The sequence below is a fragment of the Pacificoceanicola algae genome (assembly GCF_049341065.1).
In the GTDB taxonomy this organism is placed as follows: Bacteria; Pseudomonadota; Alphaproteobacteria; order Rhodobacterales; family Rhodobacteraceae; genus Pacificoceanicola.
The window spans coordinates 97,548-114,629 of sequence record NZ_JBMPIX010000010.1; the positions used below are offsets into that span (position 1 = coordinate 97,548).

The 17,082-nt window shown below is 59.0% G+C and carries 17 protein-coding genes; 6 read left to right on the top strand and 11 right to left on the bottom strand.

From position 1 onward, the window contains the following. The first annotated feature begins 41 nt into the window (after positions 1 to 41). Both ACOYQJ_RS15650 and ACOYQJ_RS15655 read left to right on the top strand, forming a co-directional pair. Positions 42 to 800, top strand: coding sequence for an esterase/lipase family protein (locus ACOYQJ_RS15650; RefSeq protein ID WP_422906976.1), 759 nt, complete (start codon positions 42 to 44; stop codon positions 798 to 800). Beyond that, positions 790 to 1,935 carry an alpha-D-ribose 1-methylphosphonate 5-triphosphate diphosphatase gene (locus ACOYQJ_RS15655; RefSeq protein WP_422906977.1) on the top strand — a complete coding sequence of 382 codons (1,146 nt, stop codon included), beginning with the start codon at positions 790 to 792 and terminating at the stop codon, positions 1,933 to 1,935. The genes ACOYQJ_RS15650 and ACOYQJ_RS15655 overlap by 11 nt, the downstream gene beginning before the upstream one ends. Before the next feature lie 86 nt (positions 1,936 to 2,021). On the opposite strand, the gene ACOYQJ_RS15660 is transcribed toward ACOYQJ_RS15655, so the two are convergent. The 3 genes from ACOYQJ_RS15660 to ACOYQJ_RS15670 all read right to left on the bottom strand — a co-directional run bounded on the left by ACOYQJ_RS15660 (position 2,022) and on the right by ACOYQJ_RS15670 (position 4,118). After that, on the bottom strand, positions 2,022 to 3,092 hold the full coding sequence (locus ACOYQJ_RS15660) for a 5-(carboxyamino)imidazole ribonucleotide synthase (protein ID WP_422906978.1): 1,071 nt from the start codon (positions 3,090 to 3,092) through the stop codon (positions 2,022 to 2,024). 60 nt (positions 3,093 to 3,152) lie between these two features. Continuing rightward, a complete protein-coding gene (purE, locus tag ACOYQJ_RS15665; protein WP_422906979.1) occupies positions 3,153 to 3,641 on the bottom strand; it encodes a 5-(carboxyamino)imidazole ribonucleotide mutase in 489 nt (162 codons plus the stop codon). 252 nt (positions 3,642 to 3,893) lie between these two features. Next, a complete protein-coding gene (locus tag ACOYQJ_RS15670) occupies positions 3,894 to 4,118 on the bottom strand; it encodes a YdcH family protein (RefSeq protein WP_422906980.1) in 225 nt (74 codons plus the stop codon). Positions 4,119 to 4,276: 158 nt separating this feature from the next. Here ACOYQJ_RS15670 and ACOYQJ_RS15675 point away from each other — a divergent pair, with 158 nt between their 5' ends. Then, positions 4,277 to 4,687, top strand: coding sequence for an Hsp20 family protein (locus ACOYQJ_RS15675; RefSeq protein WP_422906981.1), 411 nt, complete (start codon positions 4,277 to 4,279; stop codon positions 4,685 to 4,687). Between the two features lie 4 nt (positions 4,688 to 4,691). Then, positions 4,692 to 4,919 (top strand): DUF1150 family protein, encoded by a 228-nt coding sequence (locus ACOYQJ_RS15680; protein ID WP_422906982.1) that lies wholly within the window; start codon positions 4,692 to 4,694, stop codon positions 4,917 to 4,919. A gap of 27 nt (positions 4,920 to 4,946) precedes the next feature. Here the strand turns inward: ACOYQJ_RS15680 and ACOYQJ_RS15685 are convergent, their stop codons facing one another. Then, complete coding sequence (locus tag ACOYQJ_RS15685) at positions 4,947 to 5,738, bottom strand: M23 family metallopeptidase (RefSeq protein WP_422906983.1); 792 nt, start codon at positions 5,736 to 5,738, stop codon at positions 4,947 to 4,949. 289 nt (positions 5,739 to 6,027) lie between these two features. On the opposite strand from ACOYQJ_RS15685, the gene ACOYQJ_RS15690 reads away from it, so the two are divergent. After that, positions 6,028 to 6,513, top strand: coding sequence for a cytochrome b (locus ACOYQJ_RS15690; RefSeq protein ID WP_422906984.1), 486 nt, complete (start codon positions 6,028 to 6,030; stop codon positions 6,511 to 6,513). Positions 6,514 to 6,518: 5 nt separating this feature from the next. Here ACOYQJ_RS15690 and ACOYQJ_RS15695 read toward each other — a convergent pair whose 3' ends face one another. The 5 genes from ACOYQJ_RS15695 to trxB all read right to left on the bottom strand — a co-directional run bounded on the left by ACOYQJ_RS15695 (position 6,519) and on the right by trxB (position 14,950). Beyond that, positions 6,519 to 6,686 carry a hypothetical protein gene (locus ACOYQJ_RS15695; protein ID WP_422906985.1) on the bottom strand — a complete coding sequence of 56 codons (168 nt, stop codon included), beginning with the start codon at positions 6,684 to 6,686 and terminating at the stop codon, positions 6,519 to 6,521. A gap of 217 nt (positions 6,687 to 6,903) precedes the next feature. Beyond that, complete coding sequence (locus tag ACOYQJ_RS15700; RefSeq protein WP_422906986.1) at positions 6,904 to 8,982, bottom strand: bifunctional sulfate adenylyltransferase/adenylylsulfate kinase; 2,079 nt, start codon at positions 8,980 to 8,982, stop codon at positions 6,904 to 6,906. Positions 8,983 to 9,293: 311 nt separating this feature from the next. Next, positions 9,294 to 11,063, bottom strand: a complete 1,770-nt coding sequence (locus tag ACOYQJ_RS15705; protein ID WP_422906987.1) for a hypothetical protein — start codon at positions 11,061 to 11,063, stop codon at positions 9,294 to 9,296. Positions 11,064 to 11,878: 815 nt separating this feature from the next. Continuing rightward, a complete protein-coding gene (locus ACOYQJ_RS15710) occupies positions 11,879 to 12,664 on the bottom strand; it encodes a hypothetical protein (RefSeq protein WP_422906988.1) in 786 nt (261 codons plus the stop codon). A gap of 1,296 nt (positions 12,665 to 13,960) precedes the next feature. Beyond that, entirely contained in the window at positions 13,961 to 14,950 is a 990-nt protein-coding gene (trxB, locus tag ACOYQJ_RS15715) for a thioredoxin-disulfide reductase (RefSeq protein WP_422906989.1), read from the bottom strand. A gap of 283 nt (positions 14,951 to 15,233) precedes the next feature. Between trxB and ACOYQJ_RS15720 the strand changes: the two genes are divergently transcribed. Continuing rightward, a complete protein-coding gene (locus ACOYQJ_RS15720; protein WP_422906990.1) occupies positions 15,234 to 15,734 on the top strand; it encodes an Lrp/AsnC family transcriptional regulator in 501 nt (166 codons plus the stop codon). Positions 15,735 to 15,813: 79 nt separating this feature from the next. On the opposite strand, the gene ACOYQJ_RS15725 is transcribed toward ACOYQJ_RS15720, so the two are convergent. Both ACOYQJ_RS15725 and ACOYQJ_RS15730 read right to left on the bottom strand, forming a co-directional pair. Then, positions 15,814 to 16,605 (bottom strand): Hint domain-containing protein, encoded by a 792-nt coding sequence (locus tag ACOYQJ_RS15725; RefSeq protein ID WP_422906991.1) that lies wholly within the window; start codon positions 16,603 to 16,605, stop codon positions 15,814 to 15,816. A gap of 235 nt (positions 16,606 to 16,840) precedes the next feature. Further along, a complete protein-coding gene (locus tag ACOYQJ_RS15730; RefSeq protein WP_422906992.1) occupies positions 16,841 to 16,984 on the bottom strand; it encodes a hypothetical protein in 144 nt (47 codons plus the stop codon). Positions 16,985 to 17,082: the final 98 nt, after the last annotated feature.

Below are 17,082 nucleotides of genomic sequence, written 5' to 3' on the forward strand. Positions count from 1 at the left end.
TGGGCCTTTCTTACGGCGGGGGCACGGGCTATTCCAGCGCTATGAAAGCCCTTGCCCTCTCACTCGCTATGATCTCAATCGCCGCGCCTGCGCGGGCAGAGGATTGCGTGATCATGTTGCACGGTCTGGCGCGCAGTGCCTATTCCTTTGCCATCATGGCCACAGTTTTCGAGGCCCGGGGATATCGGGTGATTGTGCCGGATTACCCATCAACGGAAAAGCGCGTGCAGGTCTTGGCCGACGAAGTCTTGCCCAAGGCAGTGGCCAGTTGCGGCGATGACACGGTGCATTTCGTTACGCATTCTATGGGCGGTATCCTGCTGCGGTTCTGGTTGAAAGACCATCGTCCAGCGCATTTGGGGCGCGTTGTCATGTTGGCGCCGCCGAACCAAGGCAGCGAGCTTGTCGATGAGTTGGGTGGGCTGGAACTCTTTGAATGGCTGAATGGGCCGGCTGGTCTGCAATTGGGGACGGGGTCAGAGGACTTGCCCAGCATGTTGCCGCCTGTGGATTTCGAGCTGGGGATCATTGCCGGATCGCAGTCCCTGAATCCGTTGTTCTCGGCGATGATCCCGGGGCTGGATGACGGCAAGGTTTCGGTTGAGGCCACCAAGGTCAAGGGGATGAACTGGCACATCACTTTACCGGTGACCCACACGTTTATCATGCAGTCTCCCGCCGTCATGGGCCAGACGGCGCTGTTTCTGGAACAGGGCTACTTTGATCCGAATCTGGATTGGGCGCGGCTGTTCGATGCGCGGGAGTTGGCCTGCCTTCTGGGGATGTGTGATGGCAATTGAATGCTGTTTCACGGGCGCCCGCGTGCTGCGGCCGGATGGGTGGGACAAGGGCGAACTGTGCATCTCGGGCGGGCTGGTCTCGGATGCCAGTGTTGCGCGGCAGGTGGACCTTTCGGGGTATGATATCCTGCCGGGGATCGTGGACGCGCATGGCGACGGGTTCGAACGGCACATGGCGCCGCGTCGGGGGGCTTTGCGCGAAAGGGACGCGGGTATGGTGGCCTGCGCGGCCGAACTGGCGGCAAACGGGATCACCACCGCGATATTGGCGCAGTTCTGGTCATGGGAAGGCGGCATGCGCGGACCGGAGTTTGCCGAAGAGGTCTTTGAAAGTGCGTCTTTGGTCTCTGGCACCGTCCCGATTGATCTGAGGCTGCAATTGCGGCTTGAGACGCATTATCTGGACAGCTTTGCCCAGGCGGAAGAGGCGATTGAGCGGTTCGGGATCGGCTATGTGGTTTTCAACGACCACCTGCCGCACAAGCGGTTGGCCGAAGGGCGCAGGCCGCCGCGGCTGACGGGGCAAGCTTTGAAGTCCAGACGCAATCCCGAGGATCACCTGCGTTTGATGCAGGGATTGCATGACCGCGCGGCCGAGGTTCCTGCGGCGATGGATGCGCTGTGTGCGCGATTGGCGGCGCGGGATGTTTTGATGGGTAGCCATGATGATCAGACCGCTGCGGCGCGCTTGGAATGGCGCGCGCGCGGGGTCTGCGTGTCGGAATTCCCGGAAACGGCCGAGGCCGCACAAGCGGCGCGCGATGCAAGCGAGCCGATTGTTCTGGGGGCGCCCAATGTGGTGCGCGGGGCGAGCCATGCGGGCAACGTATCGGCGCAGGACTTGATTGCGGCCGGGCTTTGCGATGCTTTGGCCTCGGACTATCATTATCCGGCGCCAGCGCGGGCGGCTTGGCGTTGTGCGGAGTTGGGATTGCTGGATGAGGGTGCGGCATGGGGGCTTGTGTCGGCGGGGCCCGCACGGCTTTTGGGGCTTGTAGATCGCGGGACTTTGGAGCCGGGTAAACGGGCGGATCTGGTGGTGATGGACCCCGAGACGCGGAGGATCGTTGCAACGCTTGCCGGTGGTCAGATCGCCTGGTTAAGTGGTGCTGTGGCCGAGCGTTTCATCGCCTGATCCAAAGGGGCGCCGCTGGCGCGCAGCCTTGAATGCGTTCAGGCCACGCAGGCCTTGGGGGCAAGCCCCCAAACCCCACCCTTGGATCAGGCTTTGACGATACGGTTCACGTGGCCCATTTTGCGGCCGGGTTTGGTTTCTGCCTTGCCGTAAAGGTGCAGCGCGCAGGTGCCATCCTTGGCGAGGTCCGGAACGCGGTCCATGTCATCGCCGATCAGGTTCTCCATCACCACGTCACTGTGGCGGCTGCCATCGCCCAGAGGCCAGCCCGCGACCGCGCGAATGTGCTGTTCGAACTGGCAGATGGCGCAGCCGTTCTGTGTCCAGTGGCCGGAGTTGTGCACGCGCGGGGCAATTTCGTTTACGATCAGTTGGGTCGGGGTGACGAACAGTTCGACCCCCATGACACCGACGTAATCGAGCGCATTCAGGATGCGCCCGGCCAGCAGAACCGCGTCAGTCTGCAGGCGGGCGGGCAGGTTGGCGGGTACGGTTGTGGTGCTGAGGATACCGTCCTTGTGGACGTTCTCACCGGGGTCAAACGCGGCGACCTGCCCATCGGACGCGCGCGCGGCGATGACCGAAACTTCGATCGAGAAATCGACAAAGCCTTCGAGGATGGATGGCGCTCCCTGCATATCTGCCAGCGCTTGATCGGCATCTGCCTGGGTCATGATGCGAACCTGTCCCTTGCCGTCATAGCCAAAGCGGCGGGTCTTCAGGATCGACGGGGTGCCGATGGTTTCGAGGGCGGCGCTCAGGCTCGCGGCATCGGTGATATCCGCAAAGGGGGCGGTGGCAAGTCCCAGGCCTGCAAGGAAAGTCTTTTCAGTCAGGCGGTCCTGACTGACACGCAGGGCTTCGCGGTTCGGATGGATCGGCTTGTGTGCTTCAAGAATATCAAGGGCAGAGGTCGGGATATTCTCGAATTCATAGGTGATGACATCGACCGCATTGGCAAAGGCCTTGAGCGCGGCCTCGTCTTCGTATGCGGCAGTGGTGACTGCGTGCGCGACATCACCGGCAGGCGGGTTGACGCCGGGTTCGAAGATATGGGTCTTGAAGCCAAGCCTGCTGGCCGCGACGGAAAGCATGCGGCCAAGCTGGCCTCCGCCGAGAATGCCGATTGTGCTGCCGGTGGGGAGGGGCGTTGTCATGGCTGGCTCCTGCGATTGTGTCGCGGTTTCTTTGGCAGATCGGGGCGCGGATGCAAGGGGTCAGTCGCGGGTAGGTTCATCCGCGATCGAGGCCGAAAGATCAGCGCGCCACTGATCAAGCCGCTGTGCCAGTGCCGGATCATGCAGAGCGAGGATGCCAGCGGCCATAAGCCCCGCGTTCTTGGCGCCCGCAGCGCCGATGGCCATGGTGGCAACCGGAAAGCCGCGCGGCATTTGAAGGATGGAATAAAGGCTGTCGACGCCGTTCAGCGCGCGGGTCTGCACCGGCACGCCAATCACCGGAACGCGGGTTTTCGACGCCATCATTCCGGGCAGATGCGCGGCGCCGCCAGCGCCCGCAATGATCACCTGCAAGCCGCGCGCTACGGCGGTCTTGCCGTAGTCCCACAGACGGTCCGGGGTGCGGTGGGCCGAGACGATCTTGACCTCGTGCGGAACGCCAAGTTCCTCGAGGACATCGGCGGCCTCTTTCATGGTTGGCCAGTCCGACTGACTGCCCATGATAATGCCGATCTTGATCTCTACCATTTTCGCCTCCGGGAATGGGAAAGCCGATAATACAGGGGAGGGCGCGGGTGACAAGCGACCGATGGTGCCTTGATGGGTTTGGGGAATGCCCTGTTCGTTGAACTGAGCTCTATCGGATTGGCCGAAACGCTGACCCAAGACGACAGCGCGCAGGAGGTCCACGCCTTTGCCCGCATGGACGCGCAAAGGGTCACTTGGCGCATGATCGAAATCGCGCGCGCCGCGAACTTGCTGCCGCGTTGGCCGTCAGCTTCAGGCGATGATGTCGGGCAGCAGTCGATCCTCGATCAAAGCGATCCGGTCCTTCAGCAGCAGCTTTTTCTTCTTCAGCCGCTGCAAGGTAATCTGATCGCCCGTGCCGATGGCCTGCAGGGCGCGGATCGAGTCGTCAAGGTCGCGATGCTCACGTCGGAACACCTCAAGCTCGACTCGCAATACGTCGTCGGTCTTCATCGAGATGTCGGTGGGCGCGTTCATGTCAGGACCCCAGCAATTTAGGACAGGCTTGTAACATAACGATTCTTTATGCGTCCGCAAAGCCCTTGCGCAACGCAAAAAGGCTTCCCATATTTCCAAATGTCTAGGCTGCCAGAACGGGGCCTTGATTGACGGTCGCTTGTGCAAAGGACGTGTCGATGACCAAAATGACCTTGGGATCTTATCCCCATATGCTCGGGTTTGAGCAACTGGAACGCCTGCTGGAACGCACGGCGAAATCTTCGGAAGGCTATCCGCCTTTCAACATTGAGCAGACCTCGCACGATTCTTATCGGATCACGCTGGCCGTGGCAGGCTTTGCGGAGAATGATTTGTCGATCACCGTGGAAGACCGGCAACTGGTTATCAGGGGTCGGCAGCGCGACGAAGGCGAAGAACGCATCTTTTTGCATCGCGGCATCGCCTCACGCCAATTCCAACGCAGTTTTGTCTTGGCCGACGGTGTCGAAGTGGGGGAAGCTGTTATGGAAAACGGCCTTCTACATGTCGACCTCACCCTGCAACGCCCGGAAACGGTGGTGCAGACGATCCAGATCAGAAAGGGGTAAGCCTATGTATACCAAACATGACCTGTCGCAGTTCGACCAAGGACGGATCGTCTATGTACGCCCCGTGAAAACCGAAGATCTGCCCGAGGATGTCCGCGCCCAGATGACGGGCCTTGATGAAGTCTATGCCGTTCACAATTCTGACGGTGAGCGTTTGGCGCTTGTCAAAGACCGGGCCATGGCCTTTGTCCTTGCGCGGCAGAACGATTTGGCACCGGTAACGGTGCACTGACGCAGAAAGATGTGTGGGCGCTGAAATTCAGCGCTCACCCGCCACACGGAGATAGCTGCCTTTGCGCGGACAGGTGACCGGGCCATCCGATGTTTCAAAGGAAAAGCGCAGTGTTTTTTCGTGATCCCCGGTTGTAGCTTTCGTCACTGCAAAATGCAGATGTGGACCCGTTGATTGCCCCGTATTGCCGGAATATCCAATCATTTCTCCCTCATCGATCCTGTCGCCAAGCGCAACTGCCACGCCGTTTTTGCGAAGGTGGTAATAGATGCCCAGCGTTCGGTCTTCGTGTTGTATCACGATGAAATTGGCGTGCTCCCCATAAGCCTCCGACGGTCCACCCCGGTCTGATGTCTGTTTGAGCGAGACGACTTTTCCAGCGCGCGCGGCGTGAACCGGCGTGCCCTCTGGCATCTTGAAGTCGATGGCAAACCGTTGCGCGTCCTTATGTGAATCCTGTCCGTTGCAGCTTTGCGTGACCTGGAATTGTGCGCCGGGTTTGAATGGCAAACGGTATTTATATGAGGTGCCTTCCGGCGCGGTGATGTCTCCTCGGCTCCAATCGAACCGAAAGTCATATGACCATCGCCCGTTTTGTCGGGGCTGCAATTTCAGCAACTTTTGGCGCCCCTGACCATTGAGCACAAAGCTTTTCGCCCGGGTTCCGACAACCCTCAAGTTCTCAAGCGTGAAGTCCAATGTGATCGTGACAGGCAGCAACTCGTAATGGTTGATGGCATAAAGATCGACTCCGCCCTTTGTCCTGACTGTCTCGATGCAGACTTTTTGCTTGCCTGTGTCGCATGTGATCTTGGCCATCCCCAATGTCGGCAGAGAGCATATGCAAAGAAACAGGAATACTCGGAACATGGCGCGGCTTTGTGTTGGAGTGTCTGCGAGAGTCTACTCAGTCCAAAAGGCAGCCGCAAAGGAAAGCGGGCGCAATCGCAGCGCCCAGGGCCGGGTCTGGCCGGAAATCTGCGACCAGCCGTTCACAGAGCAGGGAAAATAGGCCAAAATTTTCGCATCCGGTTTCTTTTCGCGACGGATCCTCTTGGTTGACCCGTATAACCCGATATTGTCCGGGTAACGTTTGTCGGAGATCGCCATGACCACCCAACTGAAATATGCCCGCATCCAGATTGTTTTGCACTGGGGTATTTTCCTGCTGTTTGCCTTCAACTTCATCGTCTCTGATGGCATGGGGCAGGCGTTGCGGACCAAGCTTGAGGGGGGCACGCCCGAGGGATTTGTCGCTGCCATACATCCGCCGATTGGCATCGCCGTGCTGGTGCTGGCACTGATCCGGGTCATTGCCCGGTTCGCGCTGGGCGCGCCTGAACCTGTAGAAAGCGCAAATCCGTTGATGGACAAGGCTGCGAGCTATACCCATTTGGCGCTATACGCGCTGCTGCTTCTGATTCCGCTGTCGGGCATTGCGACCTGGGGTCTTGGGATCAGAGCGGCGGGTGAAGTGCACGAAATCCTGATCAACCTGACGATGGTACTTGTGGGGCTGCATGCTGCGGCAGCGCTGTATCACCAGTTTATCCTGAAGGACGGCCTGCTGATGCGCATGCGCCCGCGCGGCTGAGGCCGTCAGAGCACCTTGGTCGTGACTGGAAAATTGCCCTTTGCGGCATGGCTGTAGGGGCCGATCCGTCCGGCGAAAAAGGGTATGTTCTGGGACTGCCACTCTGTCGCGGCCTTCGGGCGCGCGCCCGGGATCAGCATTGCTGCATAGGCGAGGGTAATGAAAGCCGCCAAGGCAATCGGTGCATAGATCGGCGAAAAGCGCCTGTATTGCGGGGGCTCGTCATGCGGCGCAGGGTGTTTCTGGCCGTTTACTGAATGAACTTGGATCGCCTGGTCATGCCCTTGCCCCGCGTCTTGCGCAGATGGCTGCCCTGATAAATCCGAATGACAAGCCAAGAAAAAGGCCGGGCGCTGTGGCCCGGCCTTTCGTCTGTTTGTCGGGGTCACTTTACTGACCGGCGATCAGCCCTAGGCTTTCCAGCTTCAGGATCACCTGGTGGGCGCAGTTGTCGACGTCGACGTTTTCGGTTTCGACGCTCAGTTCGGGGTTGGCAGGAACGTCATAGGGGTCAGAGATCCCGGTGAATTCCTTGATCTTGCCTTCGCGGGCCAGCTTGTACAGGCCCTTGCGGTCGCGGCGCTCGCACTCTTCGATGCTGGTCGCCACGTGCACTTCGATGAAGGCGCCGAACTGTTCGATGTCTTCCCGCACGGCACGGCGGGTGGTTGCATAGGGCGCAATGGGCGCGCAGATGGCGATGCCGCCGTTCTTGGTGATCTCGGACGCGACATAGCCGATGCGGCGGATGTTCAGGTCGCGGTGCTCTTTCGAGAAGCCCAGTTCCGACGACAGGTTCTTGCGAACGATGTCACCATCCAGCAGCGTCACAGGACGGCCACCCATTTCCATCAGCTTGACCATAAGCGCGTTGGCGATGGTCGACTTGCCGGAGCCGGAGAAACCGGTGAAGAACACGGTGAAGCCCTGGTCCGAGCGCGGCGGGGAGGTGCGGCGAAGCTCCTTGACCACCTCGGGGAAGGAGAACCACTCGGGGATTTCCAGACCTTCGCGCAGACGGCGACGCAGTTCGGTGCCGGAGATGTTCAGGATAGTGACATTGTCACGATCTTCGATCTCGTCGTTGGGCTCGTACTGGGCGCGTTCCTGCACATAGACCATGTGCTTGAAGTCCACCATTTCGCAGCCGATTTCCGACTGGTACTCGCGGAACAGATCCTGCGCGTCATAAGGGCCGTAGAAATCCTCGCCTGCCGAGTTCTTGCCGGGGCCGGCGTGGTCGCGGCCGACGATGAAGTGGGTGCAGCCGTGGTTGGCGCGGATCAGACCGTGCCAGACCGCTTCGCGCGGGCCGGCCATGCGCATGGCAAGGTTGAGCAGCGACATGGTGGTTGTCGACGCCGGGTATTTGTCGAGGACGGCCTCGTAGCAACGCACGCGGGTAAAGTGATCGACGTCGCCTGGCTTGGTCATGCCGACAACCGGGTGGATCAGCAGGTTGGCCTGAGCCTCTTTCGCGGCGCGGAAGGTCAGTTCCTGGTGCGCGCGGTGCAGCGGGTTGCGGGTCTGGAAGGCAACAACCTTGCGCCAGCCCAGTTTGCGGAAATAGGCGCGCAGCTCATTCGGGGTGTCGCGGCGGCCGCGGAAGTCATAGTGCACGGGCTGCTGGATGCCGGTCACGGGACCGCCAAGATAGATTTTGCCAGCCTGATTGTGCAGGTAGTTCACGGCAGGGTGCGCGTCGTCATCGGCGCCAAAGACCTTTTCGGCCTCGCGCGCCTTGTTCGGCTCCCACTTGTCCGTAACAGTCATGGTGGCAAGGATTACGCCCTCTTGGTCGCGCAGGGCGATGTCCTGACCGACGGTGACGGTTTCGGCAAAACCTTCCGAAACGTCCAGCGTGATGGGCATCGGCCAAAGCGTGCCATCCGCCAGACGCATGTTTTCGACAACGCCATTATAATCTTCTTCCGACAGAAAGCCCTTGAGCGGGTTGAAACCACCGTTCATCAGCAGTTCCAGATCGCAGATCTGGCGTGGGGTCAAATCGTGCGAAGTCAGGTCGGCTGCTTCGACCTTCAGTTTCTGCGCGCTCTCGTATGACACGTAGAGTTCGGGAATGGGGGCAAGATTGTTCTGCATGAGTTCAGTCCTATGCTTCAAGGGGACGAGGCCACTGGTCGAGCCGGTCAGTTCGGCGTGAAGTGCGTCATACTCGGCGAATTTGCGGGCAAGAAAGCGGTCAGCAAGCCGTGTCTTTTCGGTCGCTCCGCGCAGTGTCAGCGCATAGGCGAAACGCTGGCGCCGGTCGGCCCCCTTGCGATCCGAAATATTGACAAGGCCCGCCTCGGCGGCTGTCCGCAAATACGTATTGAGCCTCCCAAGCGAAATCCCCAGCGCTTCGGCGGTGGCCCGCTGAGAGGCCTCCGGCGCCCGATCCAGCTGGCGCAAGAGGCGGAAAAGATCGTCCTCGTCCGGCAGATTGGGTTTGGTTTGGGGCGTGGTCATCACTTGCGACTCAAAAGTATGTTCAGCGCTGAACGCATCACATGTTTCGCAGGTGCAGAAAACCCCTTTTCTGGCGCGCGGGCGGCTTGTTGCCGAAAAGCCGCGTTGCTGGGCGTGCATGGTGACGGATGTCCGGTGTGCGGGACCTTCCCGACATTCGCTGCGGGTGCGCCAAGGTCGGCTTTGGATATTTGGCCTGTGTCAAAAACTGTCGTTTTCGCCGGTGACAGAAACGATGAGTTTTGGCCGGATCGTCGCGTACAGCAATCGTTCGCCGCCAATATCGGTTCAGACTAATGGCCCGATTGATTTCACGGTAGCGGGGCAATCTCTACCGGGACGCCCCGCGATACGGAAATGAAAATATGGCTCCCATCGAACAGTGGGTCCGTGACCTTGGATAGCGAAAGATCGACATCAGTCGCTCGGTTTGACGTGGTCACAAGGAAGGCAGCGTCGTCCCGTTGGAAGGCTGCCGCAAGTTGGTCCTCTGTCGCAGCAAAGCCAACGATGTTCTCGAACTGCTCAGCGGCGTCGAATCCGCCTACAATGACACTTTGGAACCGACCCCCTGCTTCTTGCGGGCTCATCGCGCTTTGAAGCCCACCGAAGTGCCAACGGCCATCCGGAAGACGCCCCACGTAGACAGGCGTACGATCCTGATAATGATAGAGAAACGCGGTCGGGTCCGTTTCATTGGCGGGAAGTGCCAAGACTCCGCCTTGTTCCGCAACGATCCGCGTACGCTCTATGCGATGGGCATCCATCGCTCTTTGTCGGACATCCCCCGCGGCATCGACCGGAATCGCCTTGCCGAACGCCAGATAGAAGAATTTCAGTTCCGGCGAGGCACGCATCGCGGACATCCGCGCGTCGCGCAACGGAGCCGCGCGAAAGAGCAGGACACGGTCGCCTACCGGTTCGCGGCCGCCGCCAGGTTGAACTTCGACTGTCCCAGTGACGACATCGATATGAACGTAGTTAATGCTGCGTATCGGTACAGCTTCGCCAGCACCGATATTCTGCACCGCTGCTTGGGCAAGCATGCGTCGAATTATATCATCCGGCGCGCGTTGCCCCAATCCATCTGCGTTGCCATCGCCCCAAAGACGGACGCCCCCGGCAATGAATATCCGTTCGGTGGGCACTTGCGAAAGGTCTGTTCCTGCCGCCAACACCGCGACGACGGCATGATCGGGAAGCTCCGAAAGTGCGACTGCATCCGGAATTTGATCAGGAACTGGATGGACGATCCGCACCAGCCCGTCTGCCCGAAGCTCCCAGAACGCAAGGCGCGGGTCTTCCAGAACAGGTGCAAGCTCGGGATCGGCAAGGTCGGACGGGCTGATTGCAAGGCCCTGCTGGCGACGCACGAGATTGTCGATGATAGGCTGTGGCATGGCCCCATCAATCACTTGTAGCCAGTCAATATCAGGCTGTAGCGTGACAGAACGGACACCAACGAGTGCTGCCATGCGGGAAACGGCGTCGTCGCTGAACTCGGGCGCAAAGAGTTCATAATAGCGCCGTTCCCGAAGGGCATCCAATTCCCGTATCAACGCGCGGGGCACACCTACGATGCGTTGGAGATCTTTTGGCAACAAGGTTGCGGGTAGAATGAGAACCACGGCGTCGGCATCGGTCACAGCATAGGACGGATCTTCCGCTTTGGGCAGAATCGGTACAGGCGGGCTTTCAGATTCAATCCCCGGTTCAATCGCCTCCGCAATGGCGGCGCTCTCCGCTTCGATCTCTGCCTCCGTCACAGCTGAGAGTACGTCTCCCGCCCCTGTTTCGGGCGCGGCAGACGGAGCAGGTCCGAAAGAGTCGGGCCAAGCGGGCACGAGGCCGAAATTGGTCACGACCCAGATGTCCAGGCCGTCGAGGTCACGCAGCGCTGTGATCTCCTGATCGTTCTGGCTGGCCGATAGGAACAGAACCCCCTTTCCATCATCCCGCACCGCCCCGAGGACCTCACCGGGAGTCGCGAGTTGAACCCGACCGGGCGACAGCCCCGACCGCCCGAGCAGCGTCTGCAGAATGCCGGTGTCCACGCGCATGTTGTGCAACATCAGATCCATCTGTCCCGAGCGCGGAAGATCAATCCCTGCGATCAGGGCCGTCTCCGGTTCCGCGAGCGTGATCACTGCTGGCGGAACAGACGCAAGCGGCTCGAGGTCAATTGGCTCAAGCGAACGGCCATCGTCGGTTGTGATACGGACCGGCGCGAACCCGTCCGGAGTTGGCCGAAATGCAAAGTAACCGCCTTCCATCAAGCCAGCGACGGGATTGGCAATCAAGTTCGCAGGCAGCACCGCCAACATGTCCTCGTCACGCAAGGCTTGCCCGAGGTTCGCCTCGGTGAGGCTGATATATTGGCCGACCTCAAACCCGAGCCTGGCAAGATCGCTTTGGTATCTGGCAGAATCTTGGCCGCCATCCGGCACATAGGCGCGCGCAATCTGTATCCGCACTGGAACCGTAGCGACAAAAACTGGCTCAGTCGCTTGCGATGATACTTCAATGTTCGAAATCGGCTGCGCAAGACCCTGTTCGGATGCGACAAAGCAAGAAGACGAAAATAACAGGATGGCGCAAAGAATTTTGCGCCGAACGGAATTAAATCTCAAATGGGTCATGGCAGAGCTCTCGAATGTTACTTTTTGAAGGTGCCATCAAAGGTCAAACTTTTCAACTTTCGCCAAATCGCGACGTTTGCGCCCATCTCGAAGGACCAAACAGCCGCTCAAGCGCTATACAGTGCTGGTCGGCATGGGTTCTTTTGCTGCCCTTAGCTGCGCGACGCACAAACAACCGCTTTGGACAAAAACCCAATGCCACAACCTCCCTGTCAAAAACGGTCGTTATCGCCGGTGACAGAAACGGTTGAGTTTTGTCATTTCTTCTGGCCCAGGAGAGCCCGAATAACGCCGGGCCAGTGGCGATACTGCAGTGCTTCATTCTGGAGTTCTTGAATCATCGCGGCACGGTCTGTTCTAAGCCTCGCGATCTTTTCTTTCCGTAGCGGCTTTGACTCGTGGAGCTTGAGGTAGGCCTTTAACAAGCCGTCGATACCCTCCGACGGATCACCACCGGCTCTCGTTACAATAACCGAAATAAGCGGGATGCGAGCGCCGGTCTCCTTGCCAAGGTCGAGAAGTGCCTTGCAGATGAGCCCGAGCGGTCGGCCGTAGGCGGTACGCGGCCAGACCCGGTGCGTCAATCCGCGTTCTTCAAGCGTAGTCGCCGCCTCACCGTAGGAGATCGAACCAGCTCCCAAAGTGGCCCGCTCAACCAAGAGGCGCAGCAGGTGCGGGGCAACTTCGGCGCTCCATCCACTCTCGGCGTCGCAAAGGTCTCTGAAGATGGTCACGAATGTCCGTCCATCGAGGAAATCGCCGTCATCCACGACGTCTGCCGGTTTGCCATAGCGCTCGCCTGAGACTTCGACGAGCCCACGAACTGCGAGCGCAAAGTCGCGACTGACCGCTTCCGCCTCGCGTGCAGCATCAAGTACCCGAGAATATTTCCGGGCCGACCAGTCCAAGGCCGCCGCCATTTCTGATGGCGTGAGCGAGAGGCTCTGTCGTGCCTCTTCGATGTCGTCTGCTGTAACATCATCGAACTGATCGACATGTGATAGAGCCCTTATCTTTAAGTTCGGTGTAGCGGTCTTCGGCATGAGAAAGTCCTATCCTGACTAAGAGTGATGGACAGCTAACACGCCAATTTTGGCATGTCAAGAATGACGGGCCAAAATTGGCGTGTTAAGACGCACTTCTCGCGCGCACAGGACAAATACCCCATGCCAAAATCTCGCCGCCAAAAGCGGTCGTTATCGCCTGGGACAGAATCGAATGAGTTCTGGCTGGACTTGGCGCTCGGCTGCGCGATTTCCTAAACGCCGTTCCACCGTTATTTTCGGGAAGCCCCTGAGACCTTCGCTGGGCTCGAAGACCTAGCAGAGGAACCTCCCGCTTTTGAGGCTTGGCTTATAGAGCGCGCGGGTTGTGGCATTTTCCGCACTGATGTGATAGCCGAGATCGAGGACTCTGGGCCGACCATGAGATCGCCAAGCGCGCCGACCGTAAGACGTTTGAGCAGCTTGAGGCCAAGCGGTGCATCGTGCGCAAGACGCGGCAAGGTGGGCTCTTTTTTTACCTGCGCAGCTTGGGGGTCATGGGTAAGGGGGAACGAACGTTGAGGATGATCGGCATACAATGAAGGCGATACCCCTACTTTTGACTGCAACGGCATTGGTTGTCAGTTCACAACACGCAATGGCTGTTGAGTGGCGCCCGTGGCCTGGCGATCCGCAACTAGCTATGCAGTTCCTGGTTTTGATGCCAAGTGACCCACTTATAGTTGCATGGCGTGCGCCAGAAGGGTCTACAAACGGCCCCATATGGCGTAGATTGGATGTAGTGCAGATCAACTGCAAGTCTCAGCAGTGGCGGTATGTCCGGGGGCAAGTGTTCCGTGATGGAGCCGTTGACCGGTCGCTGACCGATCGAGAAAAATGGGATGCGTTTCCAACGCACTTTGATAGCGGCACAGGCAAACTTATGCGCGGCCTCTGTAACGGTGAGATCCCTATCCAGCCTGATCAACCGTAATTAAACACGACGCACCCACACTTCGTCAGCCCGGGCAAAGTGTTTTTACTCTGTGCGCATTACCGCTTGCCGTCTGTGCCAAAAACCCTTGGTCATAACGGGCGGTCCAAATACGGTGGTTTTTGGCACGCACGGCACCGTAACCGAAATCGTTGAAAAATCTTGTGTCAGAAACCCTTGGCAAAAATGCCTTTGATTTTGTCACGTTTTTGGCAGTGCGGCGAAGAGACGACATTCTTGCATAGTGCAGCATCGATCATGAAGGGCTCGGAGCGGACCTTTGGTTTCGGCGCTTGATCCGGCCTTGAAAAATAGCCCGACGCTTGGAGCGTCGGGCTTTTTGCGTGTCGGGGATGGTCGCGTCAGGCGCTGGCCGGTTCGTTGGCGGCCTGTGGGTCGGGTTCTGCGGCCTCGCCCTGTTCGGCCAGCCAGCGTTCGGCTTCGAGCGCGGCCATACAGCCCATACCCGCCGAGGTGACGGCCTGGCGGTATTTGTGATCGGTCAAATCACCTGCGGCAAAGACGCCGGGGATCGAGGTTTCGGTCGAATCCGGTTTGGTCACCACATAGCCGCCCATGTGGGTTTCCAGCACGTCCTTGACCAATTCGTTGGCGGGAGCGTGGCCGATGGCGACGAAGACACCGGCACAGGGAATCTCGGTGATCTCGCCGGTTTTGACGTGTTTGACCTTCACGCCGGTGACGCCCTTGGGCATGTCGTCTCCGACAACCTCTTCGAGCTGGTGGAACCAGAGCGTTTCGATCTTGGGGTTCTTGAACAGGCGGTCCTGCAGGATTTTCTCCGAGCGCAGCTCGTCCCGGCGGTGGATCAGCGTGACCTTGCTGGCAAAATTGGTCAGGAACAGCGCCTCTTCGACGGCGGTATTGCCGCCGCCAATCACCACTATTTCCTTGCCGCGATAAAAGAAACCGTCACATGTCGCGCAAGCCGAAACGCCAAAGCCCTTGAATGCTTCTTCGGAGGGCAGACCCAGCCATTTGGCGCGCGCGCCAGTGGCAAGGATGACAGCATCAGCCGTGTAGGTGGTCCCACTGTCGCCGTGGGCCACAAAGGGGCGCTTGTCGAGGTCAAGCTTGTTGATGATATCGCCGATGATTTCGGTGCCCATGGCGCGGGCGTGCGCCTCCATCCGAACCATCAGGTCGGGGCCCTGGACTTCGGTGTCGCCGGGCCAGTTTTCGACTTCGGTGGTGGTGGTCAACTGGCCACCGGGTTCAAGCCCCTGGACAAGCAGCGGTTCCAACATGGCGCGCGACGCATAAACCCCGGCTGTATAACCAGCAGGGCCAGAGCCGATGATCAGTACCTTGGTGTGGCGGGTGTCGGACATGAACGGGCTCCTTACAGCGTCGGGACGAACATCATATAGAGGTTCTGTCCGCCCGGTAAAAGAGCCCAAGAAACGGCGCTAACGTCCGCCTTCGTCGTCACTCCTGACGGGCCTTGTCGCCGTTTTGATGGCATCCTTGCAGCCCTCGGCATCTGTCTTTGGCCCCCAGCACAAAATATTAGCGCTAAAGTTGCCTCATCTGACAATAATATTGCGCTTTTGTGAAACATTATTGCGCGCTTGGCGATGCGTGCTATAACAATCGCGAAACGAGGAGGCGTACATGGCAGGGCATCGGCTGGATCCGATTGATCGGAAGATTCTTGCAGAATTGCAGGCGGATGGCCGCATGACCAACGTCGAATTGGCCAAGCGAGTTGGCATATCCGCGCCGCCTTGTCTGCGCCGGGTGCGCGCTCTTGAGGAGCAGGGATTCATCAAAGGCTACCACGCCGACGTCGATGCGCGGGAACTGGGCTTTGAAGTTCAGGTCTTTGTGATGGTCGGCCTGCAAAGCCAGGCTGAAACCGACCTGCGTGCCTTTGAAGAACGTTGCCGGGAATGGCCTTTGGTTCGCGAATGCCACATGTTGAATGGCGAAGTTGATTTTATCCTCAAGTGCGCCGCGCCGGACCTGTCAACCTTCCAAAGCTTTCTGACCGGCGATCTGCTGACCGCGCTGAATGTTGCAAGTGTCAAGACTTCGCTGGTGATCCGTGGCGCCAAGGACGAGCCGGGCGTACCCTTTGAAGTACTGGAAGAGCGCCTCAGCCGTTCGGCATAAGAAAAAGGTGCGCGCTGACAGCCCGCACCTTTTCGGAGAGTGAGAGAGAGTTGGCGGGGATGGACCCGCCTTTTTCTTGTCAGGTGTCGATCAGACTGTCGATCACCTCGCGGCTGGTGCGGGTCATGCTGACCTGCCCGAAATCCTCAAGTTGGGAAATATTTGGGAACATCGACAGGAACAATGACCGCAGGTTCTGGCCCAACGCTTGCCCGGCAGATTTCCCGGGATGGTACGTCTCCATCTCGATGCCACCAATCTTCAGGATCGTATGGCGACGCGTCATCAGATGATACATCTGCACGGTTCCGGCGGGGGTCACTTCGAACAGGCGGTCGCCATCGGCGTAGTCCGAGACCGGGGCCAGAACGCAGTCTTGCCCAAGCAATGTGCCCAGCTTCTGGTGTTTGATGACCATACGGGCCGCCGGTCCGACCAGCAGATCGAAATCCGGGCGGCCAAGGCCGTAGGATCCGGAAGTGACGCGCATCAACGCATTCAGCGAGGTGCCATCGTCGTTTCGCCCCGGCACATAGGTTGTCGATCCGATCCACATGACGGGTTCCGATCCGCCTGCGGTTTCAACATAGTCGCCGGGTAGAAGGTCTTCGATGGCGACGGGTCCGCGAACCGTCGGGATCAGCGTGCCGCGTGCAAAGGCTGTCGAGGTTTCTTCGAACAGTGGCGTCGCAGGGGCCACATGGCTTTTGAACGAGATCGTCAGGTCCGGCAAAAGCGCTGCCGCCTCGTACTTGCGCATCAGCGTCACGTTGCGGCGCGGTTGATCGTCTTGGCGAAGGGCGCGGTCTTGGGGAATCTGAACGGACTCGGCGCGTTGGGCGCCTGACAGATTATGGCGGAGGCTTGTCATGTGATCCCCTCGTAAGGTTCGTCACATCCGTGTTGGCCCCCACCAACAACGCCAAATGGACTGTTGCGATTTCTAAAACTTGATCAGATTTAGCCGCAATCTGCCCGGTCGGTCAAAATTGAACTGAATTTGGCGATGATCCAAAAGCTAATCCGGCATAGATCAGCGGGATTGTTAAGAATTGAAGAACATCTTTGCCACATTCCCCCAAAGGGGGGGCGAATCGCAAGGTCCGTCAGGCGCGCTTCAACTGCGGCTCGGCAGGCCTGCGCTTTTGGACAAAGGCCGCACGCGAGTTGCCGCGAAACCAAGGCATGGGTGGCTGCTGCTCTTTCGAGGCGGCGATGATGGATTTGATGAAGCGGCTTTGTTGTTTCATGCCTGGGGTCCTTGCCTGTCGCCTTTGTATCAAACTGTCTGCATAGGACTTTGGCGGTGGAATGGGGCGCGCTTGTGACGGATCGGGGATAATACGGC